The organism is Enterococcus sp. AZ048 (assembly GCF_051715125.1).
Classification (GTDB): Bacteria; Bacillota; Bacilli; order Lactobacillales; family Enterococcaceae; genus Enterococcus_A; species Enterococcus_A gilvus.
Genome location: NZ_JBIOTD010000001.1, coordinates 1139695 through 1156509, shown reverse-complemented (window position 1 = coordinate 1156509; position 16815 = coordinate 1139695). Strand labels below are relative to the sequence as shown.

Genomic DNA, 16815 nt, shown 5'->3' with positions numbered 1-16815 from the left:
CTTTATAAAATATTCTGTCCGACTGCTCGCTCAACCTGTCCTTGAATCATGGCTCTGCCGATACCTAGTGTTCCCTCGTGGTTCGGAATCAGTACGATCGCAGGAATCATCTGCTCTTCATATCTTTTGATAGTATCCGGAACAAGTTGCGCAAATTCTTCAGTGATATAAATAATGCCATACTCATTTTTAGCCATTTCATCAATTTGTTGTCGGATGATCTGCTTATCTTTCGACGTTCGAGTATCAAAGTCAAAGAGTTTGAAAGGCAAGATCGAGTCTTTATCGCCGATCGCACCGATTTTATGTGCCATATACCTCACGCATCCTTTCTCTGATTTGTTCCTCTGTCAAGCCGATCCTCTTTCCTGTAATGATCAAACGCAGATTTTTAATCTCAATAGCCTTCGCATTCAACAAAGCCAAAACCGGTAACGGTCCAAAAGCTTGAGTTTGAGCTATTTCGTAAAAGCCTGTCAAATAATTGTCAAAAATCCGTTCCAGATCGCCTAAATCAAGTTTGTCTTCGTCAATGATGGGGATAATCGTTTCACCATAAGAAGTAGTTCTTAAGTAAACGAGAAAGTTTTCAAAGCTATTTTCGACACAGTCCAACAATTCTTCTTTAGCGACACTTCCGTGACTAGATAAAGCTGTGGACATAAAATTCCGACTTCGCTTCTGTTTGATCCCTCTTGCGATCATCATAATATTGGTGAAATCAATGAAACTAGTCACTTCTTTTATAAGTTCCGGTTCCTTTATTTTTTCAGCAATCTTCCATTGACAATAGAGATATTTGCGATCGAGAATAATATCGATTCCCTGTAGACTGTTTGACTCTTCAAAGTGTTCGCGAACCTCTCGAATCCCTTCAAGTAAAATCTCGGGTAACCCGCTTGCTTGTCCTGTGCGTATCGCTGTTTTTATTTGTTCTAAGGAGTAGAAACCATCATAAACATAGAGAGCATCAAAATTTTTGTCTAATAACTCTGATTTAATCAGCGCCTTAAGATTATGGAAAGTATCGCGCATGGTGTACATCCAGATCACCTTTGGATCAGGTACACGATCTACGAACTCTTTTATTAAGCTTTCTTGTGACTGAGCAATCGCTTCTTCAAAACTGTCATAAAAACTGCCCGTCACATAGTCCCCATAGATTGTCGTTTTAAAAAGCGTTTCGAGTTCCATGACATTTTCAGCTTTTAACATTCGCGTCAAGAGTTCGGGGGGGAGCAGTTCTAATTCTTTCAAACGAACCAGCGGATTCAATTCATGATACGATGCTTGTTTCATTCAATGCCTCCTAATTTTTGGTTAAATGTTTGTCCGTCTCCAAGCCTTTGTTAAGGCTAACTGCATTGAGACTAGGCGGAACGAGAAAAAGCCTGTCATCGTTCTTCTTCAAAAATCATTTGAGCGATTTTAAACCCTTCTCGTTGTTGAATTTCCCTCACTAAGCGTTGATAAAGAAAGTTATATTGAACACCTTCTTTATCCAAAATGAAGCCTGCCTGATTCGTGATAGGCGCTTTTCCCATGACCAACTCGCAATGAAGTAGTTGATTCTTTTCCTCTAACCATTTCGCGGTGAAAATAGTACTCGATTTTTCTCCTGGAATAAAAGTAAACGGTTCTTGTAAAGACATTTTTTCCAGAGCATTATGAGCAAAATCTAACTGATCCGCTACTGACCAGTTTTCCATCTTTGTGACTGCCTCAGAAAATACGCGCTCCAAAATCGCTTGTTTTTGATTTAAAATTGTTTGCTTTTGAACCATGTGTTGCCTATTTTTTGTCTGCTTATAGTTGTTTTCTAGATTTTCTAAGTTCTTCTCTAACTGTTTCTTATGTTCGGCTTTCATTTCTTCTAGCTCCGCATGAACTTCTTGATTGATCCGTGCAAACTCTTTTTCTTCTAGCAGGAGCCGTTCTTCTTGAGCCTGTTGATTCAATTGCTCAACGATCTTTTCAATTGCTTCCATTAAAAAACTCCTTATTTGTACAAAGGTATTTATTTTTATATACATTTGCGAGAGCACCTTTCTCTGCTTTGTATCCTATCTATCAAAGCTTATACTTGTCCGACTAACAGGAATGAAATAACAAAGCCTAAAATTGCATAAGTTTCAACCATAGCGGCATAAATAATCCCTTTTGTAGAATGCTCTGGTTTTTTTGCTAGGATTTGAATCCCTGCTGCTGCTACCTTTCCTTGTGCAATACCGGAAAACAATCCCGTGAAGGCAATCGGCAAAGCTGCACCAAGATAGCCAAACCCTTGTGCCAAAGTCAAATCGTGAGACAAATTGGTAAAAATCAGGAAGGCAATTACGAAGCCATATAGGCCTTGTGTACCTGGTAGTAACTGTAAAATCAGCGCTTGTCCAAAGCGTTCTGGTTGGCTAGTAGTCAATGCCGCTGCTGCTTCACCGGTCATACCGACACCCTTAGATGAACCAATTCCAGAAAAAATCGTCGCTGTTGCCATTCCTAAAACTGCAAAAATAAAGCCACCGCTGTTGTTAATCAAATAATCCATCATTGTTTAAAATTCCTCCAGTTATTTTTCTTTTTCAATATTTATATACTTTTCTTCTGTTTTTAAAGGACGAAACGCACGTCCGCCGCCTTCATAAAATTTCCCAAAGAATTCTACATATTGCAGCCTTGCTCCATGGACATAAGCCGACAGTAGGGACAAGAAAATGTTCAGGCCGTGTAAGGCCACCATTAGCAATATTCCAACTGTAAAACGGGCAACCGGCGGCATATAGCTCACCAGCATATTGAACGCGGCAGCAATACTTCCTCCAGATATCCCTAACGCCATCAGTCGAGTGTAACTAACCAGATCACCGATATAGCCGCTGATTCCATAAAGGTCATACGCCCCTTTTGCCAACCCTTTGATTTTCGATTTTGATTGCATCATTGGCGTTACTACCACGAGCAGCGCACTAGCTATCGCTAAGCCGACACCGATTTTAAATAGCGCTTGGCTATCCAAGATCATCATACCTAGACCAGCGACCACCGCACCAATCATCATTCCTTGCCAGGCAAACCCGTTCGAGACAGCTCCTAAATAATTTTTGGCTCGGATATTTTCTCTTGCAGCTAACCCTAAACCAATAAAAATTTGAATGACTCCAAAAACAATCGACAAAATCAAAATGCTGATAACATCTTCACTCGTTGATAGAATTGGCGGATAGCCTAATGAAAAGCCGAAGAACGAATTATAGACTAGCCCCCAGATTATTGTAGGTATTGCCAATACTTGGAAAAAGCGCATAAAGCGTTCCATTCCCCTCGGCAAAATTTTTAGTAAAGCTATCGTTGTTCCTGCTAGCATTAGTATGCCGTAACCGGCATCAGCAACCATCATTCCAAAAAAGACAAAATAAAATGGCATGAACCAAGGTGTAGGATCCACCTCCTCGTATTTCGGCAGGCTGTACATCTCTGTGAGCATCTCGAAAGGGCGAACGAGTTTAGGATTTTTTAATTTTGTCGGAATTTCTTCAGTGATTTCGATTTCTGTTGGCTCTTCACTCTCAATATAAAGATTCTCTTCGCCGATCAGGTGACTCACAAATTCCTTGAAGTCGGGAAAAGAGGCTGTCTCGATCCATCCTTGAAGCAGAAATAATTTGTCATCTTTGACAAAGCGATTCTGGACCAGCCATCGGTTTTTTCGTGCTAGCAAGACTTCTTCTGCTATTTCAAATCGCTCTACTATAGCCTTTTTTTGACCGATCTTCTTTACCAGCGCTTTTTCTTCTTCGACTAATTCAAGTTGCTTTCGCTGGATTACAGCCAGCTCAGCTTTTGGCAATCTTTCTTTACTGTACGTAAAAGCGGAAACGCCGAATTGACGAATTAGCTCTTGGACTATGGAGTGCCCTTTGCGCAAATACAACAATGCAAAATTTACAATGCGGTCGTCACTATACATGAGTTCGTAATAGATTTGTTCCTCTTTTATTTGTTCTTCCAGCAATTCCCATACGTTCACATCGGTCGTTCCCAGAAAAATCTGAGTAGTATGCAAAGTCGTCTTTTGGGGCAAGATGTCCAACGAATACCATTTTTGCAGAAGCGCTTCTTGCTCCTCAGCCTCTTGTTTTTTGGCATGGACGTCTAAGAAACGCTTTTGTAATTCTTGAACATTCATTAATTCTATCTGCAATTCTCTTTCTTGAAAGTCCGCTTCTAAACTGCGAAGCGTCGTTTTTTGACGTTTAAGGTGCCGTACTTTTTCGTGACTGCTGCCATGGTGCTCTATAAATCGAATCGCATTTTCTATCTGTTCCAATTGACTATCTATTTTTGACAGCCCATCTTGACTAGACAAGGGCTCTACATCGTCAAAAAACTGCCTCATCCAGTCATTGCTGACTGTCCTTTCGAAAAGATTCCGAACTTCCAATCCTTGAAATCCCTGAATCGCAGACATTATTTGTTCGCTATATTCTTGTTGCGCAATCAAAGTGAGCTTGCTCATTTTACTGACTGCCATATTCTGAGATCACCCTTTCAATAATACGTTGAATCGTTTGCTCTTTCTTTTTCAGATAGTTATCTTCCATAGTAGTTAACGTTCCTTTGGCATTTGACGCTAGCTCTTGTTCTTCTGCAGCCAGTTTCTCCGCTAATTCATGTTCCCTTTCTGATAGCGCCTTTGAGAAGTCCTTTTTTAGAGCCTCTCGTTTCTCTTGCAGCATTTTTCTTTGGCTCGATTCATAATCAGCCAATTTCGACATTAGCGTTTCCTTTTCTTTCTCATTTTGCTTCTCAGTGCTTTTTATTTTTTCTAAAGCTTCTAACACACAACCCCTCCTCTGTATAAAAAAAGAGCGCAAGACTCCAAGCTGTTCTTCTCACCCCTTGAAGAACACGATCCTTGAAGCTTACGCCCAACCATTTTTGTCTTTATTTATTAAACATAGTATATCAAATAAAGATATACCCGTAACCATTTTTCAATAAAAAGTATAAAAAATTCTTCTAAAAATCTCACAGAGGCGCATGATATTATAGAAGTATTTCGTTTAAAAAAATAAATAGAAACTTAATAATCGAATTACTTGCTTTTTAAGAATTGATTATGGTATCAAAAGATAGAGAGGATGGTTGTCTATGGAAAGAAAAATAATCGGTATCGCAGCAAATCAGCATTATCAAAACAATCAGGATTTTTTTGATCAACAATTTACGTATAGTCCGCAGGGGTTTATCGATGGCGTACATCAAGCTGGGGGTGTCCCCCTTTTATTACCTATCAGTGATCCTGAATTAGCTAGCACGTATGTTGAAACGATTGATAAATTATTGTTAGCTGGCGGGCAGGATGTAACGCCTTTTCTGTATGGAGAAGAGCCGCATCCTAAATTAGGGCCAACGAGCATCGAACGGGATTCTTTTGAAATGGCTTTAGTGAAAGAAGCGATCAAACAAAACAAGCCTATTTTTACAGTTTGTCGAGGAACACAGCTCTTGAACGTAACGTTGGGCGGAACTTTGTATCAGGATTTGTCGCAATATCCTGACTGGGAGGTCAAGCATGACATGTTCCCTACTGTTCCTGATTTTGGTTTGCATTCCATTACTGTAAAATCAGATTCATCAATCGCTGGTCTATTCGGTCAACGAGCGCAAGTAAATTCGTACCATCATCAAGCAATTAAGGAATTAGCCGAGAGCTTAGTGCCCATCGCCTGGTCTTCCGATGGAATTATCGAGGCTGTCGAAAGTCGAGAGAAAAATACAAAAATCCTCGGTGTTCAATGGCATCCTGAACTCACACGGAAAAACGATCCTAAAGAACAAAATTTATTTGATTACTTTGTTCAAGAATTTGAATAAATTGAACGTGCTTCTATTTTCTAATCCAAAATAAAAAGTATCGATCAATGTGTTCTTTTCATACGATAGTCAGCAGAAGGATAATGGCCTGATTTTGCTATAATTTGTTGATAGTGTAAAAAATAGCTTTCATTTTTTACACTATCAATTACTTTATTGTTTAAACCTATTGGTTCTTTTTGTATGTAGACGTTATCTTAAGGTGTTCCTTTGCGGGCTATGCTTTAGGTAGCGTTTCTTTATATGACGAATACACCGTATTGCTTTGATGGCTGTTTTGACAAAACAAAAACACCTGCAGATTTATTTTACTAAATTTGCAGGTGCTCTTTTTTGATTGTTCCTTATTATAGTGTCAGTTCAAAAATGCTATAGCTCTCTTTTTACGAATCAATTAATCCTCATCCAATGAGGCTTCGGCTAACGAAGCGGTAGGGTATTCATCGATCTCCCCTGCCGCCAATCGCGCGAAATAGGATTTTGTTTCTTTGAATACAACTGGACTGAGTAAAATCAAAGCGATAATGTTTGGGAATGCCATCAATCCGTTAAAAATATCCGCAATCGTCCAAACCGCTGAAACAGTTAGATAGGGCCCAATAAAGACTGCAAAGATATATACCCATCGAAAGATTGCTGAAAATTTTGTGTTTCCTCCGGTCAAATAGCTCAAGCAGCGTTCTGAATAGTAATTCCAGCCCAAAATAGTCGTGAAGGCAAAGAAAGCTAAACAGATCATCAATAAAAGAGAAGCGACAGTCTGAGAGAGCGGCAAAGCCTCAGTAAAGGCATAGATCGTTACTGCTGATCCATCAAGACCTGTTTTCCATGCATCCGTCAATATGATCGCCATACCGGTCATATTACATACGATCAACGTGTCGATAAATGTACCCGTCATCGAAACAAGCCCTTGCCGAACTGGCTCTTTAGACTGAGCAGCCGCAGCCGCGATCGGCGCACTTCCCAATCCAGACTCATTCGAGAAGATGCCTCGCGCAATTCCTTTTTGCATGGCGATCATCATTGCACCCAGCGCGCCACCCGAAACTGCACGCAGCCCGAAAGCACTTTGGAAAATCTCCACAATAACACTTGGTAATTTTGTAATATTCAATGCAATCATGAATAAGCATAATCCGACATAGACAACGATCATCAAGGGAACGATAACTTCTGATACCCGTGCGATCCGTTGCACACCACCGACCAATACAATTGCTACTAAGATCGTCACTACTGTACCGGTAATGATCACTGCCCAGGAGTATTCATTGCCAAAAAGCGCAATGGTATTTACTTTTTCCGGATCAAAAAAGGTTTCTGCCGCAGACGTGATCCCATTGATCTGAGCAATAGTCCCAATACCGATCAACCCTGCGATGGCACCAAAAAAGGCAAACATTTTCGCTAACCATTTCCATTTTTGACCCAGTCCGTTCTCGATATAATAGAATGGACCACCAAGAGCTTTGCCATGATCGTCAAATGTCCGATATTTTACAGCTAATAACCCTTCTGCGTATTTTGTCGCCATTCCTAATAATCCAGCAAACTCCAGCCAAAAGAGAGCGCCTGGACCTCCGGCGACGATCGCTGTCGCAACACCTACGATATTCCCAGTTCCTATCGTGGCTGACAATGCTGTACACAGTGCCTGAAAGCTGGTTACGTCTCCTTGCCCACCTTCCTCATTTTTTACCATGTACTTTAATGATAACGGTAATCGACGAATTTGGATCGCTCGGCAGCCAACTGTTAAAATAATGCCAATTCCTAAAATAAGTAGGATCATTGGAGCTCCCCAAATCACAGAATTAATTTTTGATAATATATCACCCATCGAATTCCTCCTTTTTTATTATCATTTTATCATATAAAGTTACTAAACGGATTTCCTTTCAAATAAATAATTCTTTTGAGAATAAAAGAACCTGCTACACCCTCGTCTCCATACGAGGGTATAACAGGTTCTTCTTATTAAAAATCAAAATTATCCGGGTCAGCACCAAGGCGTTCATTGATGTTCAATCCATCAATCAAGGCCATCTCATCCTCACTTAGCGTAAAGTCAAACACATCGAAGTTTTCTTGGATACGTTCTTCGTGAACAGATTTAGGAATCACAATAATGTCACTTTGAAGATGCCAGCGAATGATTACTTGTGCGGCTGATTTTTGATGTTTCTTTCCAAGCTCAATAAGTGTCGGATGTTGCAAGATTTTCCCTTGTCCAAGAGGTGACCATGCCTCGACAGCAATATTTTCCTTCGCCAAATAGTTTCGCAAGTCAACCTGTGTCAACGTTGGATGAAGTTCAATCTGATTCACCATAGGCTTGATCTTCGCAGTCGTCAGCAGCTCTTCAATGTGATGTTTATGAAAATTGGATACACCGATCGCTTTCGCTCGTCCACTCTCATAGATTTCCTCCATCGCGCGCCACGAATCATTAAACTTTCCTTCTACCGGCCAATGGATCAAATAAAGGTCTACAGTCTCCAATCCCAAGCGCTCTAAACTGTCATTGAACGCCTGATGAGCAGAATCATACCCTTGATCTGCATTCCAAAGCTTTGTCGTTACGAAAAGTTTTTCTCGTTGGATACCTGATTGTCGAATGCCTTCGCCAACCCCTTTTTCATTTTTGTAAATTGCCGCCGTATCAATTAATTGATACCCTGCTTCAATTGCCCATCTGACAGAGTTTCTTGCGTCCTGCTCTTCTACTCGCCAAACACCCAATCCTAATCGCGGCATCTCAATACCGTTGGATAAACGCTTCATTTTATCCATCAAAGTCCCTCCTTGATTGCCATGACAACTGCTTTTTTCTCAATAGAATCGTTCCTACACGTTTATTTTGAAAGAGTTTTCGCTACTGGTCAACTGTTTTATTTCTTTTTACGGTCATTTTTCATGATCGAGATGGATTGTTTCAGCGCACTGAACGTACCACCTTCGCTGTATACTAAAACATTTGATTTGTACAATTGAGCAGAAAAAATCGTCAGCAATACTGTAAAGAGAACCAAGATGCCCAATGAAACGAAGGCACTTGTCAGCGTCGTAGTGTTCGAAGCCAATCGTAACGGCATACTGTAGGAAGATAAAAACGGAATATACGAGGTCACCTTGATGATCACATTTGTTGGATCAGACGTTCCCAAGATCAATCCCAACATATACCCAATCATAGATAAATACATCACAGGCTGGATCGCTTTTGCCGTATCCTCAGGTTTGCTTACGAGCGAGCCGCAAAGAGCGGAGAGTACCGCGTAAAGGAACAATCCTACAAGCATAAAGGCAACAATGATCAGTGCGCCGCTGCCCATTAATGATTTAATAGAGACATTATTGACGAATTCTTTCACCATACCCACATCTTTAAATTGTCTGTACCCGAAAACAAGCGCTACGCCATAGATCAACAATTGTGTCAGCGCCACTAATAACACGCCGAGTAATTTTCCGTAATAGTGGGTTTTTGCTTTCATACTCGATAAAAGAACTTCCATGATACGCGTTCCTTTTTCCGAAGCGATCTCTTGAGCAATGATGGAGGAATAGCTGATGATAAAGACAAACATAATAATGGTCGTCAAGAAACTGAGAACGAACTGCGTCCCAGAATCTCCTTCGTCAGCCTGCATCTTGCCTTTTTCAAAGGTCACTTTTTCAGACTTGAATTCCGCCGGTGCCATAACTTCTTGTACCTGTGCCGTCGTTAAATTCAACTGACTCGCCCGGATATTCGCCTGCATTGAATTCAAAATCTGCTGCAATTGCATCTCCGTTGAAGTCCCTAGCGACGCTTTGCTATAGAGCCTTCCGGAAACCTGATCCTCTCCCATTTTGAGGTCTAGATAGGCATCGATTTTCTTGTCATCCAATTGCTTTTGAGCTTTCTCATCACTAGTCACTACTTCAAAGGTGTAGTCCTTGTTCTTTGTTTTCGCTAATTCCTCTGCAACTTCTGGTCGGTCACTGACGATACCAATTTTGTTGATATCGTTCGCGTCTCCAAAAAAGTGCTGCGACAAATAGAAGATTCCCATTACTAAAAATGGTGCCAAAATCATGATTAGAAAAGCGGCTGATTTCACATTTTTCTTGTAGACGTCTTTGATTATAATCCCCATTTTATTCATTTATCGCACCTGCTTTCCATTTGAAGATTTCTTCCAACGTTGGTGGCTGCTGATTAAACATTGGGATATACCCATTCATTGTTGCCCGTTCAAAAATATCTTTACCAACAGCTGGGTCGTCCAAGGTGAGTTCGAAACTGCCATCTTCATTTTGTATCACCGATCGAACACCCGCAAAATTTTCTAGTTCTTCTTTAGACAAATGTGCATCTAAATAAAGCTTACTACGTCCAAAAGATTCGCGGATTTCGTGAACTTTGCCGTTCAAGACTGTTTCTCCATTGCGAAGCATGATCAAATGGTCGCAAATCTTCTCCACGTTGTCCATATTATGACTAGAAAAAATGACACAAGACCCTTTTTCTTTTAATTCGATGATCCCATTTTTTAATAATTCCGCATTCACGGGATCTAATCCGCTAAAAGGTTCATCTAAAATAACTAATTTCGGTTCGTGGATCAACGTTGAAATCAGCTGAACTTTTTGCTGATTCCCTTTGGAAAGGGTCTTAACTTTATCCGTTTTCTTCCCCTTTACTTGGAACTTATCCATCCACTCATCGATTTTCGGTAAGATTTCTTGTTTACTTTTTCCTCGTAAAGAAGCAAAGAAAAGCAATTGGTTTTCAATCGTCACCTTTGGATATAGGCCGCGTTCTTCCGGCAAATACCCGATTGTATTATAATCTTTCCCAGACAAAACATGACCATTCCATAAAACATCCCCTGAATCTTTTGATAAAAAATCTAAAATCAGGCGGAATGTGGTGGTTTTACCGGCACCATTTTGACCAATCAATCCTAAAATTTTTCCGTCTTCAATCGTGAAGCTCATATCATCCAATGCTTTGTACGATCCGAAGCTCTTGCTTAAATGCGTAACCTTTAACATTTTCTCACTCCTTATTTAAAAATATATAAATGACCTCACTTGTTTAAGTGAATCCATTACAATCCGTTTTTCCTCAAAATAAGAGGCTTTATAGCTTTCTTCTAAAATAAACATACCCGATCAGATAACTAATAAAGAAAACATAAATCAATCCAGCAGACACCATCATCATCATCTGGGAAACAAAACTTCCCACAACGCTCAATATCACGAGTGTGACGATCAGCACATAGCAAGTGACAAACAGTGCTTTATTAGTGATTTCAATATTCCGTTCATCGGTTTTTGCAATTCTTTGCTGCTTTAATTTTTCAGGATCCTTCATGAGCCTTCGATTTCTAAAAATGGCAAGTGTAAATAAAAGAATAATAGACAAGAAAAATCCGCTAAGGTACCCAAGTGCATGATCGCTTATCTTCAACGCGTACTCTTTTGTCCCAATGAAAAGAATGATTGAACAAACGGCAAGAAAGACTACCGTAATCCTATAGTAATTGTTTTTCATTTTTAATTTCTTGTAATACTGCTGGTCCGGCTTAGAAAGCTTGTCTATCATTCTTCATCCTCCTCCTCAAAAATAAAAACGTCCTCAATCATCAGATCAAAAAAATGTGCGATTTTGTGTGCAAGAATCAATGACGCATTGTAGCGTCCGTTTTCCAAAGAAATGATCGTCTGTCTAGTAACTTCTAGATTATTGGCTAATTCATTTTGAGTTAGTTTACGTTCTTTGCGCAATTCCTGAATTCTATTTTGCAAATGATCAACTCCTCAATGTATAGTACCCTTTACATTCAATAAAAAAAGTATAGCACCCTTTACATTACGTGTAAAGGGTGCTATACATTATTTTTTTTGTAATTGTTCAAGCGTACTCTCAGCTACTGCTTTCGGCAGACCAGCTTTTTGTAGTTCTTCAATCGAAGCCGCTTGGATATTTTTCAATGATTTGAATTCTTTAAGCAGAATTTTCTTTCGTTTTGGCCCTAATCCATCGATATTATCTAGTTTTGAAGCAAAGCTGTTCTTACTTCGCAACTGACGATGGAAGGTGATCGCAAAACGATGGACCTCATCTTGGATGCGCTGCAGCAAGAAAAATTCTTGTGAGTTGCGTTCTAACGGAACCACTGTCAATTCTGGGCCAAAGAGCAATTCACTGGTTTTGTGTTTGTCATCTTTGGCTAATCCAGCAATCGGGATATCTATCCCCAATTGGTTAGCCAACACATCTTTCGCGACATCCACTTGCCCTTTCCCGCCATCTATCACAATCAAATCTGGGAATGGCAATCCCTCTTTTAATACACGGGAATACCGACGATAGATAACTTCACGCATAGAGGCATAATCGTCAGGGCCTTTAACGGTTTTTATTTTATATTTTCGGTATTCTTTTTTTGCTGGTTTCCCATCAATAAAAACGACCATTGCTGAAACAGGAGCGGTTCCCATAATATTCGAGTTATCGAAAGCTTCGATACGGATAGGTGCTGGAATATTCATCGCATCGCCTAATTTTTCCACGGCACCGATCGTTCGAGCCTCGCTGCGTCCGATGAGGTCAAATTTTTCATTTAATGCCACTTGTGCATTTTTTCCAGCCAATCGTACCAATTTTTTCTTTTCACCGCGCTGCGGCTGTAGGACTCTCGTTTCTAGCATCGCTTCAACACTGGGCTTATCGATGCTGTCAGGGATCAACACTTCTTTAGGAATGAAATGCTCATTTTCCTGATAGAATTGACCAATATAGGTCAGGAAATCTTCTTCCGCGTCATTGTAAAATGGAAACATCGAAACATCTCGTTCGATCAATTTTCCCTGACGAACAAAAAAGACTTGGACACACATCCATCCTTTATCTGTTGCATAGCCAAAGATGTCACGATCGACCAAATCAGTATTGGTCATTTTTTGTTTCGTCATCACTGTTTCGATTGCTCTGATCTGATCTCGATACTCTGCAGCTTTTTCAAACTCCATGTCTAAAGCAGCTTGGTTCATTTTTTCTTTTAACTGCTCTTGAATCTCCGTGTGACCACCGTTCAAAAATTGTTTGATCTCTTCTACCATGTCCTTATAAACTTGCGGGTCGACATGGAAAGCATATGGACACAGGCATTGCCCTAAATGGTAATAAAGACAAGGTGTTTTTTGCGAAGGTTTGCACTTCCGTAATGGGAATAAACGATCCAACAACTTTTTCGTCTCATTCGCCGCATTGACGTCTGGATAAGGACCGAAATAATTCGCTTTGTCCTTCAAGACTTTTCGGGTGATCATCAAACGTGGATACTTTTCATTTGTAATTTTCAAAAAAGGATACGTCTTGTCATCCTTCAGCATAATATTGTATTTAGGATCGTTTTTCTTGATCAGGTTGATTTCAAGTAACAACGCCTCGATATTTGACTCTGTTACGATATATTCAAAGTCCACGATCTCGCTTACTAGTCGCTCCGTCTTTGTATTATGGCTACCAGTGAAATAAGAACGGACTCTATTTTTTAATATTTTGGCCTTTCCTACATAAATAATCGTGCCGTTTTTATCCTTCATCAGGTAACAGCCCGGCTGATCTGGCAGGAGTGCCAATTTGTTTTTGATTCGTTCGTTCATACGCTGCTTCCCTTCAATGCTATCTCTTTCAAATCACAGCTGGTTTAATCCATGACTGTCCAATTGTAATTGTGAAAGCTTGGACTGACAGCTACTTCGACTTAAGGTGTTCATTTTTCTTCAAAAAATGAGTTGCATTCTCACCACGCATATCCTCTAAGTAAACATTGCGATCACTAAGATAAATACTAAGCAGAAACTACCTTAACTTCAAAGTAAACTGTGAAAACTAAGACTGACAGCTATCTTTTATTAAAGGATTCATTTTTTCAAAAATCGGAAAATGAGTCCTATTTCGTTTCGCATACGATTAGGCTAAACAGCCTGTCCATGAATTGGCTAAAAATCCATAACTACTTTTCAAACTTGGTAAACTGCCAAAAGCCTAACTCGCAAAAAAAGCTGGACAAAATGCCCAGCTCATTTTCTTACATGTGAGCTTGGATAAGCTCTTTTAATTGATCCTTTGTATGAACACCGATTACTTTATCAACGACTTGTCCATCTTTTTTCAAAACAAGTGTTGGGATGCTCATGATCCCGAATGATGCGGGTGTTTCTGGATTTTCATCGACATCCATTTTTACGATTCTGAATTCATCTTCGTCGTATTCTTCGGATAATTGATCTAAGATCGGTGCTTGCATCCGACAAGGGCCACACCAAGTTGCCCAAAAGTCGATCAAAACAAGCCCGTTATCTGTTTCTTCACTAAATGTTTTATCAGTAACTACTTGTGACATTTGAATTCCTCCTATTATAAAATGGATACTTATAAGTAGGTACCCTTTTTCTTACTAAAAGTAGTATATCACGGTCGCGTGGTCTAGGCTACTGTTCTGCTTACACTTGTAAACTATTTAAAGGTAACCACCGTCGCACCGCTCCCGCCTTGATTTGCTGGGGCAAATTCAAAGCTTTTGACGTTACGATGGTTTTTTAAATAATCTGTGATCCCCTTACGCAACGCACCCGTTCCTTTTCCGTGAATGATCCGAACCTGAGCGAAATTCGCTAACAACGCCGCATCGATATAGTGATCGACTTCGGCAAGGGCCTCTTCATAACGTTTTCCACGTAAATCTAACTCTGGTTTTACTTGCGCACCTGCTCCACGTTGGATTCCAGTTATAACCTGTTGTTTCGGCTCTTCGATCGGCGTTGTCAGTGTCATGTCTTCCTCTGAGACCGTCATTTTCAGAATCCCTAATTGGACTTGCCAATCATTATTGCCCACTTTTTGGATCAAGGTTCCCCGCTGTCCATAGGTTTCTACGATGACTTCATCATTCGGTTTAAACTGCTTCTTCGCCTTCGCTTTTTGCAGCACTTTATTTTTCTTTAACTGCTCGTCTTGTTTTAAATCAGCTAATTGCGATCGTGCATCGATCAATTGATGCTCTTTTACACTGCCTTGGCCTTCTAATTGCATCTGGCGAATGTCTTTGATGATTTTCTCCGCATTCTCCTCAGCTTCGCCAATGATTTTATTCGCTTCTTTGCGTGCTTTCTCCATTTCTTTTTCACGTTCATCAAAGAAATAAGAATAGGCATTTTTTAGATCACGATACAGTTTTTCCGATTCGTCCACATAATGACGAATTTCTAAGTATTCGGTTTCTGTTGCTTTACGTTGATTTTCCAAATCTGAGATCATATCATTTAAGTCTTGACTTTCCTCATCAATGATCTGTTTGGCACTGTCGATGACGGTCGAATCCAATCCTAATCGTCTAGAGATCTCAAAGGCATTGCTTCGTCCTGGTACACCAATCAACAAACGGTAAGTGGGGCTCAAGGTGTCCACATCGAATTCCATGCTGGCATTGATGGTATTCGGACGGTTATAACCATAAATCTTCAGCTCTGGGTAGTGGGTCGTCGCCATGACGTAAGAAGATTTTGCACCCACTGCATCTAAGATCGCGATCGCTAATGCGGCCCCTTCTTGAGGGTCCGTCCCGGCACCTAGTTCATCAAACAAAACCAAGCTGTGTTCATCAATTTTATCTAAAATAGAGACGATATTGGTCATATGGGAAGAAAAGGTCGAGAGACTTTGCTCGATCGATTGTTCGTCTCCGATATCCGCAAAAACTTCATCGAAGATCCCCATCTCACTTTCTTCTCCCACCGGCAACGGAAAACCTGCTTGTCCCATTAATTGGAGCAATCCCAATGTTTTTAAAGAAATCGTCTTACCACCGGTGTTTGGTCCCGTGATAACGACCGCTTGAAAGTCTTGACCGATCATCAAATCATTCGCCACTGCCTTGTCTTGATCCAAGAGAGGGTGGCGTGCTTGTTTGAAATAAACATGATTGTCTTGATTGATCGCAGGTACCACAGCTTTTAAATTTTTAGCAAACCGTGCTTTGGCATTCATTAAATCAAAACGTCCTAGTACGTAGGCGTTATGCAAAATGTCTTTTCTAGGTGCGACTAATTCCGCTGATAATTCTGCCAAGATGCGTTCAATTTCTGTACGCTCCGCGATTTGCTGCTGACGTAACCGGTTATTTAATTCTACGATCTGTTTGGGCTCCATAAATAGAGTCTGCCCCGAGGCACTCTGGTCATGGACCACACCCCCGAAAATACCACGGTATTCTTGCTTCACGGGAATCACATAACGGTCATTTCTCATTGTAATGAGACTGTCGCTCAAATATTTTGCGTTCTTTCCGCGAATCAAGCCATCTAATTGTTCTCTGATCGTTTGCTCGCTGCGTCGGATTTGACTGCGAATAGTCCTCAATTCTGTAGAAGCTTCATCTCGCACTCGCCCGTCTTCTTCGACTGAGCGACGAAGTTTGCCGCTTAATTCAGGCAACGTCGTCAATTGCTCCTCCCAGAAATACAAACGTTGAAATTCCAGTTCGCTATCTTTCAGATCCTCAATGAAACGAACCAGCTCACTTGTCGTGGATAGAACACGCGAGACTTCCGCCAATTCAAGTCCGTTCAAGTTTGCACCAATCTCGATCCGTTTCATGTGCGGTTTGATGTTGTTTAATTTAGGGATTGGAAGACCGCCACGCAAACGTTGGACTTTCATTCCATCTTCGGTTTCATCCAGCCACGCTTGAATCGTATCTTCGTCGTTAGAAGGTGTCAATTGGCGGATCTCTTCTTCCCCTTGCTCGGTCGTCAAATGTTGCTGAATCATTGTTTTTACTTGTTCAAATTCCAATGTTTTTAAAATACGTTCATTCATTATTTCACCTTCTATACATAAATAAACCGAAACCTGTCAAACAGCGTCCCGGTTTT

General features: G+C 40.5%; 16 protein-coding genes and 1 other annotated feature. Of the genes, 1 reads left to right on the top strand and 15 read right to left on the bottom strand.

The window, feature by feature from the left end:
- Window positions 1-2 precede the first annotated feature (2 nt).
- From IGI66_RS05720 to IGI66_RS05695, 6 genes are all read right to left on the bottom strand, one after another.
- Entirely contained in the window at window positions 3-314 is a 312-nt protein-coding gene (locus IGI66_RS05720; protein WP_010781133.1) for a V-type ATP synthase subunit F, read from the bottom strand.
- A complete protein-coding gene (locus tag IGI66_RS05715) occupies window positions 304-1299 on the bottom strand; it encodes a V-type ATPase subunit (protein WP_438847986.1) in 996 nt (331 codons plus the stop codon). The genes IGI66_RS05720 and IGI66_RS05715 overlap by 11 nt, the downstream gene beginning before the upstream one ends.
- Window positions 1300-1394: 95 nt before the next feature.
- Complete coding sequence (locus IGI66_RS05710; protein ID WP_438847985.1) at window positions 1395-1988, bottom strand: hypothetical protein; 594 nt, start codon at window positions 1986-1988, stop codon at window positions 1395-1397.
- A gap of 89 nt (window positions 1989-2077) precedes the next feature.
- Window positions 2078-2548: a V-type ATP synthase subunit K gene (locus IGI66_RS05705; protein WP_010781136.1), complete on the bottom strand. Its 471-nt coding sequence runs from the start codon at window positions 2546-2548 to the stop codon at window positions 2078-2080.
- An 18-nt stretch (window positions 2549-2566) separates the two neighbouring features.
- Window positions 2567-4528: a V-type ATP synthase subunit I gene (locus tag IGI66_RS05700; RefSeq protein WP_438847984.1), complete on the bottom strand. Its 1962-nt coding sequence runs from the start codon at window positions 4526-4528 to the stop codon at window positions 2567-2569.
- Complete coding sequence (locus IGI66_RS05695; protein WP_288227708.1) at window positions 4515-4838, bottom strand: hypothetical protein; 324 nt, start codon at window positions 4836-4838, stop codon at window positions 4515-4517. The genes IGI66_RS05700 and IGI66_RS05695 overlap by 14 nt, the downstream gene beginning before the upstream one ends.
- A gap of 45 nt (window positions 4839-4883) precedes the next feature.
- Window positions 4884-4931 (bottom strand) — a sequence feature (sodium ion sensor (DUF1646 type); this cis-regulatory element may regulate processes involved in with the transportation of sodium ions).
- A 217-nt stretch (window positions 4932-5148) separates the two neighbouring features.
- On the opposite strand from IGI66_RS05695, the gene IGI66_RS05690 reads away from it, so the two are divergent.
- On the top strand, window positions 5149-5874 hold the full coding sequence (locus IGI66_RS05690) for a gamma-glutamyl-gamma-aminobutyrate hydrolase family protein (RefSeq protein ID WP_087654084.1): 726 nt from the start codon (window positions 5149-5151) through the stop codon (window positions 5872-5874).
- Window positions 5875-6268: 394 nt separating this feature from the next.
- Here IGI66_RS05690 and IGI66_RS05685 read toward each other — a convergent pair whose 3' ends face one another.
- The 9 genes from IGI66_RS05685 to IGI66_RS05645 form a co-directional block, all read right to left on the bottom strand.
- Window positions 6269-7717: an alanine/glycine:cation symporter family protein gene (locus IGI66_RS05685; RefSeq protein ID WP_010781140.1), complete on the bottom strand. Its 1449-nt coding sequence runs from the start codon at window positions 7715-7717 to the stop codon at window positions 6269-6271.
- 137 nt (window positions 7718-7854) lie between these two features.
- A complete protein-coding gene (locus IGI66_RS05680) occupies window positions 7855-8670 on the bottom strand; it encodes an aldo/keto reductase (RefSeq protein ID WP_367377813.1) in 816 nt (271 codons plus the stop codon).
- Between the two features lie 98 nt (window positions 8671-8768).
- Window positions 8769-10028, bottom strand: a complete 1260-nt coding sequence (locus IGI66_RS05675) for an ABC transporter permease (protein ID WP_438847983.1) — start codon at window positions 10026-10028, stop codon at window positions 8769-8771.
- Window positions 10021-10920, bottom strand: a complete 900-nt coding sequence (locus tag IGI66_RS05670; protein ID WP_316407185.1) for an ABC transporter ATP-binding protein — start codon at window positions 10918-10920, stop codon at window positions 10021-10023. Before IGI66_RS05670 ends, IGI66_RS05675 begins: the two co-directional genes overlap by 8 nt.
- An 88-nt stretch (window positions 10921-11008) precedes the next feature.
- Complete coding sequence (locus tag IGI66_RS05665) at window positions 11009-11476, bottom strand: hypothetical protein (RefSeq protein WP_086305752.1); 468 nt, start codon at window positions 11474-11476, stop codon at window positions 11009-11011.
- Window positions 11473-11679 (bottom strand): helix-turn-helix transcriptional regulator, encoded by a 207-nt coding sequence (locus IGI66_RS05660; RefSeq protein ID WP_010781146.1) that lies wholly within the window; start codon window positions 11677-11679, stop codon window positions 11473-11475. The genes IGI66_RS05665 and IGI66_RS05660 overlap by 4 nt, the downstream gene beginning before the upstream one ends.
- An 87-nt stretch (window positions 11680-11766) precedes the next feature.
- Entirely contained in the window at window positions 11767-13542 is a 1776-nt protein-coding gene (uvrC, locus tag IGI66_RS05655; RefSeq protein WP_438847981.1) for an excinuclease ABC subunit UvrC, read from the bottom strand.
- Between the two features lie 428 nt (window positions 13543-13970).
- A complete protein-coding gene (gene trxA, locus IGI66_RS05650) occupies window positions 13971-14285 on the bottom strand; it encodes a thioredoxin (RefSeq protein WP_010781148.1) in 315 nt (104 codons plus the stop codon).
- Between the two features lie 113 nt (window positions 14286-14398).
- Window positions 14399-16759 (bottom strand): endonuclease MutS2, encoded by a 2361-nt coding sequence (locus IGI66_RS05645; protein ID WP_086305751.1) that lies wholly within the window; start codon window positions 16757-16759, stop codon window positions 14399-14401.
- Window positions 16760-16815 lie beyond the last annotated feature (56 nt).

What these genes read in the sequence shown, in the direction of transcription:
- IGI66_RS05680 (WP_367377813.1), bottom strand. Translation starts at nt 8,670, where the DNA reads ATGGATAAAATGAAGCGTTTATCCAACGGTATTGAGATGCCGCGATTA.
- IGI66_RS05665 (WP_086305752.1), bottom strand. Translation starts at nt 11,476, where the DNA reads ATGATAGACAAGCTTTCTAAGCCGGACCAGCAGTATTACAAGAAATTA.
- IGI66_RS05670 (WP_316407185.1), bottom strand. Translation starts at nt 10,920, where the DNA reads ATGTTAAAGGTTACGCATTTAAGCAAGAGCTTCGGATCGTACAAAGCA.
- uvrC (WP_438847981.1), bottom strand. Translation starts at nt 13,542, where the DNA reads ATGAACGAACGAATCAAAAACAAATTGGCACTCCTGCCAGATCAGCCG.
- trxA (WP_010781148.1), bottom strand. Translation starts at nt 14,285, where the DNA reads ATGTCACAAGTAGTTACTGATAAAACATTTAGTGAAGAAACAGATAAC.
- IGI66_RS05705 (WP_010781136.1), bottom strand. Translation starts at nt 2,548, where the DNA reads ATGATGGATTATTTGATTAACAACAGCGGTGGCTTTATTTTTGCAGTT.
- IGI66_RS05675 (WP_438847983.1), bottom strand. Translation starts at nt 10,028, where the DNA reads ATGAATAAAATGGGGATTATAATCAAAGACGTCTACAAGAAAAATGTG.
- IGI66_RS05720 (WP_010781133.1), bottom strand. Translation starts at nt 314, where the DNA reads ATGGCACATAAAATCGGTGCGATCGGCGATAAAGACTCGATCTTGCCT.
- IGI66_RS05700 (WP_438847984.1), bottom strand. Translation starts at nt 4,528, where the DNA reads ATGGCAGTCAGTAAAATGAGCAAGCTCACTTTGATTGCGCAACAAGAA.
- IGI66_RS05710 (WP_438847985.1), bottom strand. Translation starts at nt 1,988, where the DNA reads ATGGAAGCAATTGAAAAGATCGTTGAGCAATTGAATCAACAGGCTCAA.
- IGI66_RS05690 (WP_087654084.1), top strand. Translation starts at nt 5,149, where the DNA reads ATGGAAAGAAAAATAATCGGTATCGCAGCAAATCAGCATTATCAAAAC.
- IGI66_RS05645 (WP_086305751.1), bottom strand. Translation starts at nt 16,759, where the DNA reads ATGAATGAACGTATTTTAAAAACATTGGAATTTGAACAAGTAAAAACA.
- IGI66_RS05715 (WP_438847986.1), bottom strand. Translation starts at nt 1,299, where the DNA reads ATGAAACAAGCATCGTATCATGAATTGAATCCGCTGGTTCGTTTGAAA.
- IGI66_RS05685 (WP_010781140.1), bottom strand. Translation starts at nt 7,717, where the DNA reads ATGGGTGATATATTATCAAAAATTAATTCTGTGATTTGGGGAGCTCCA.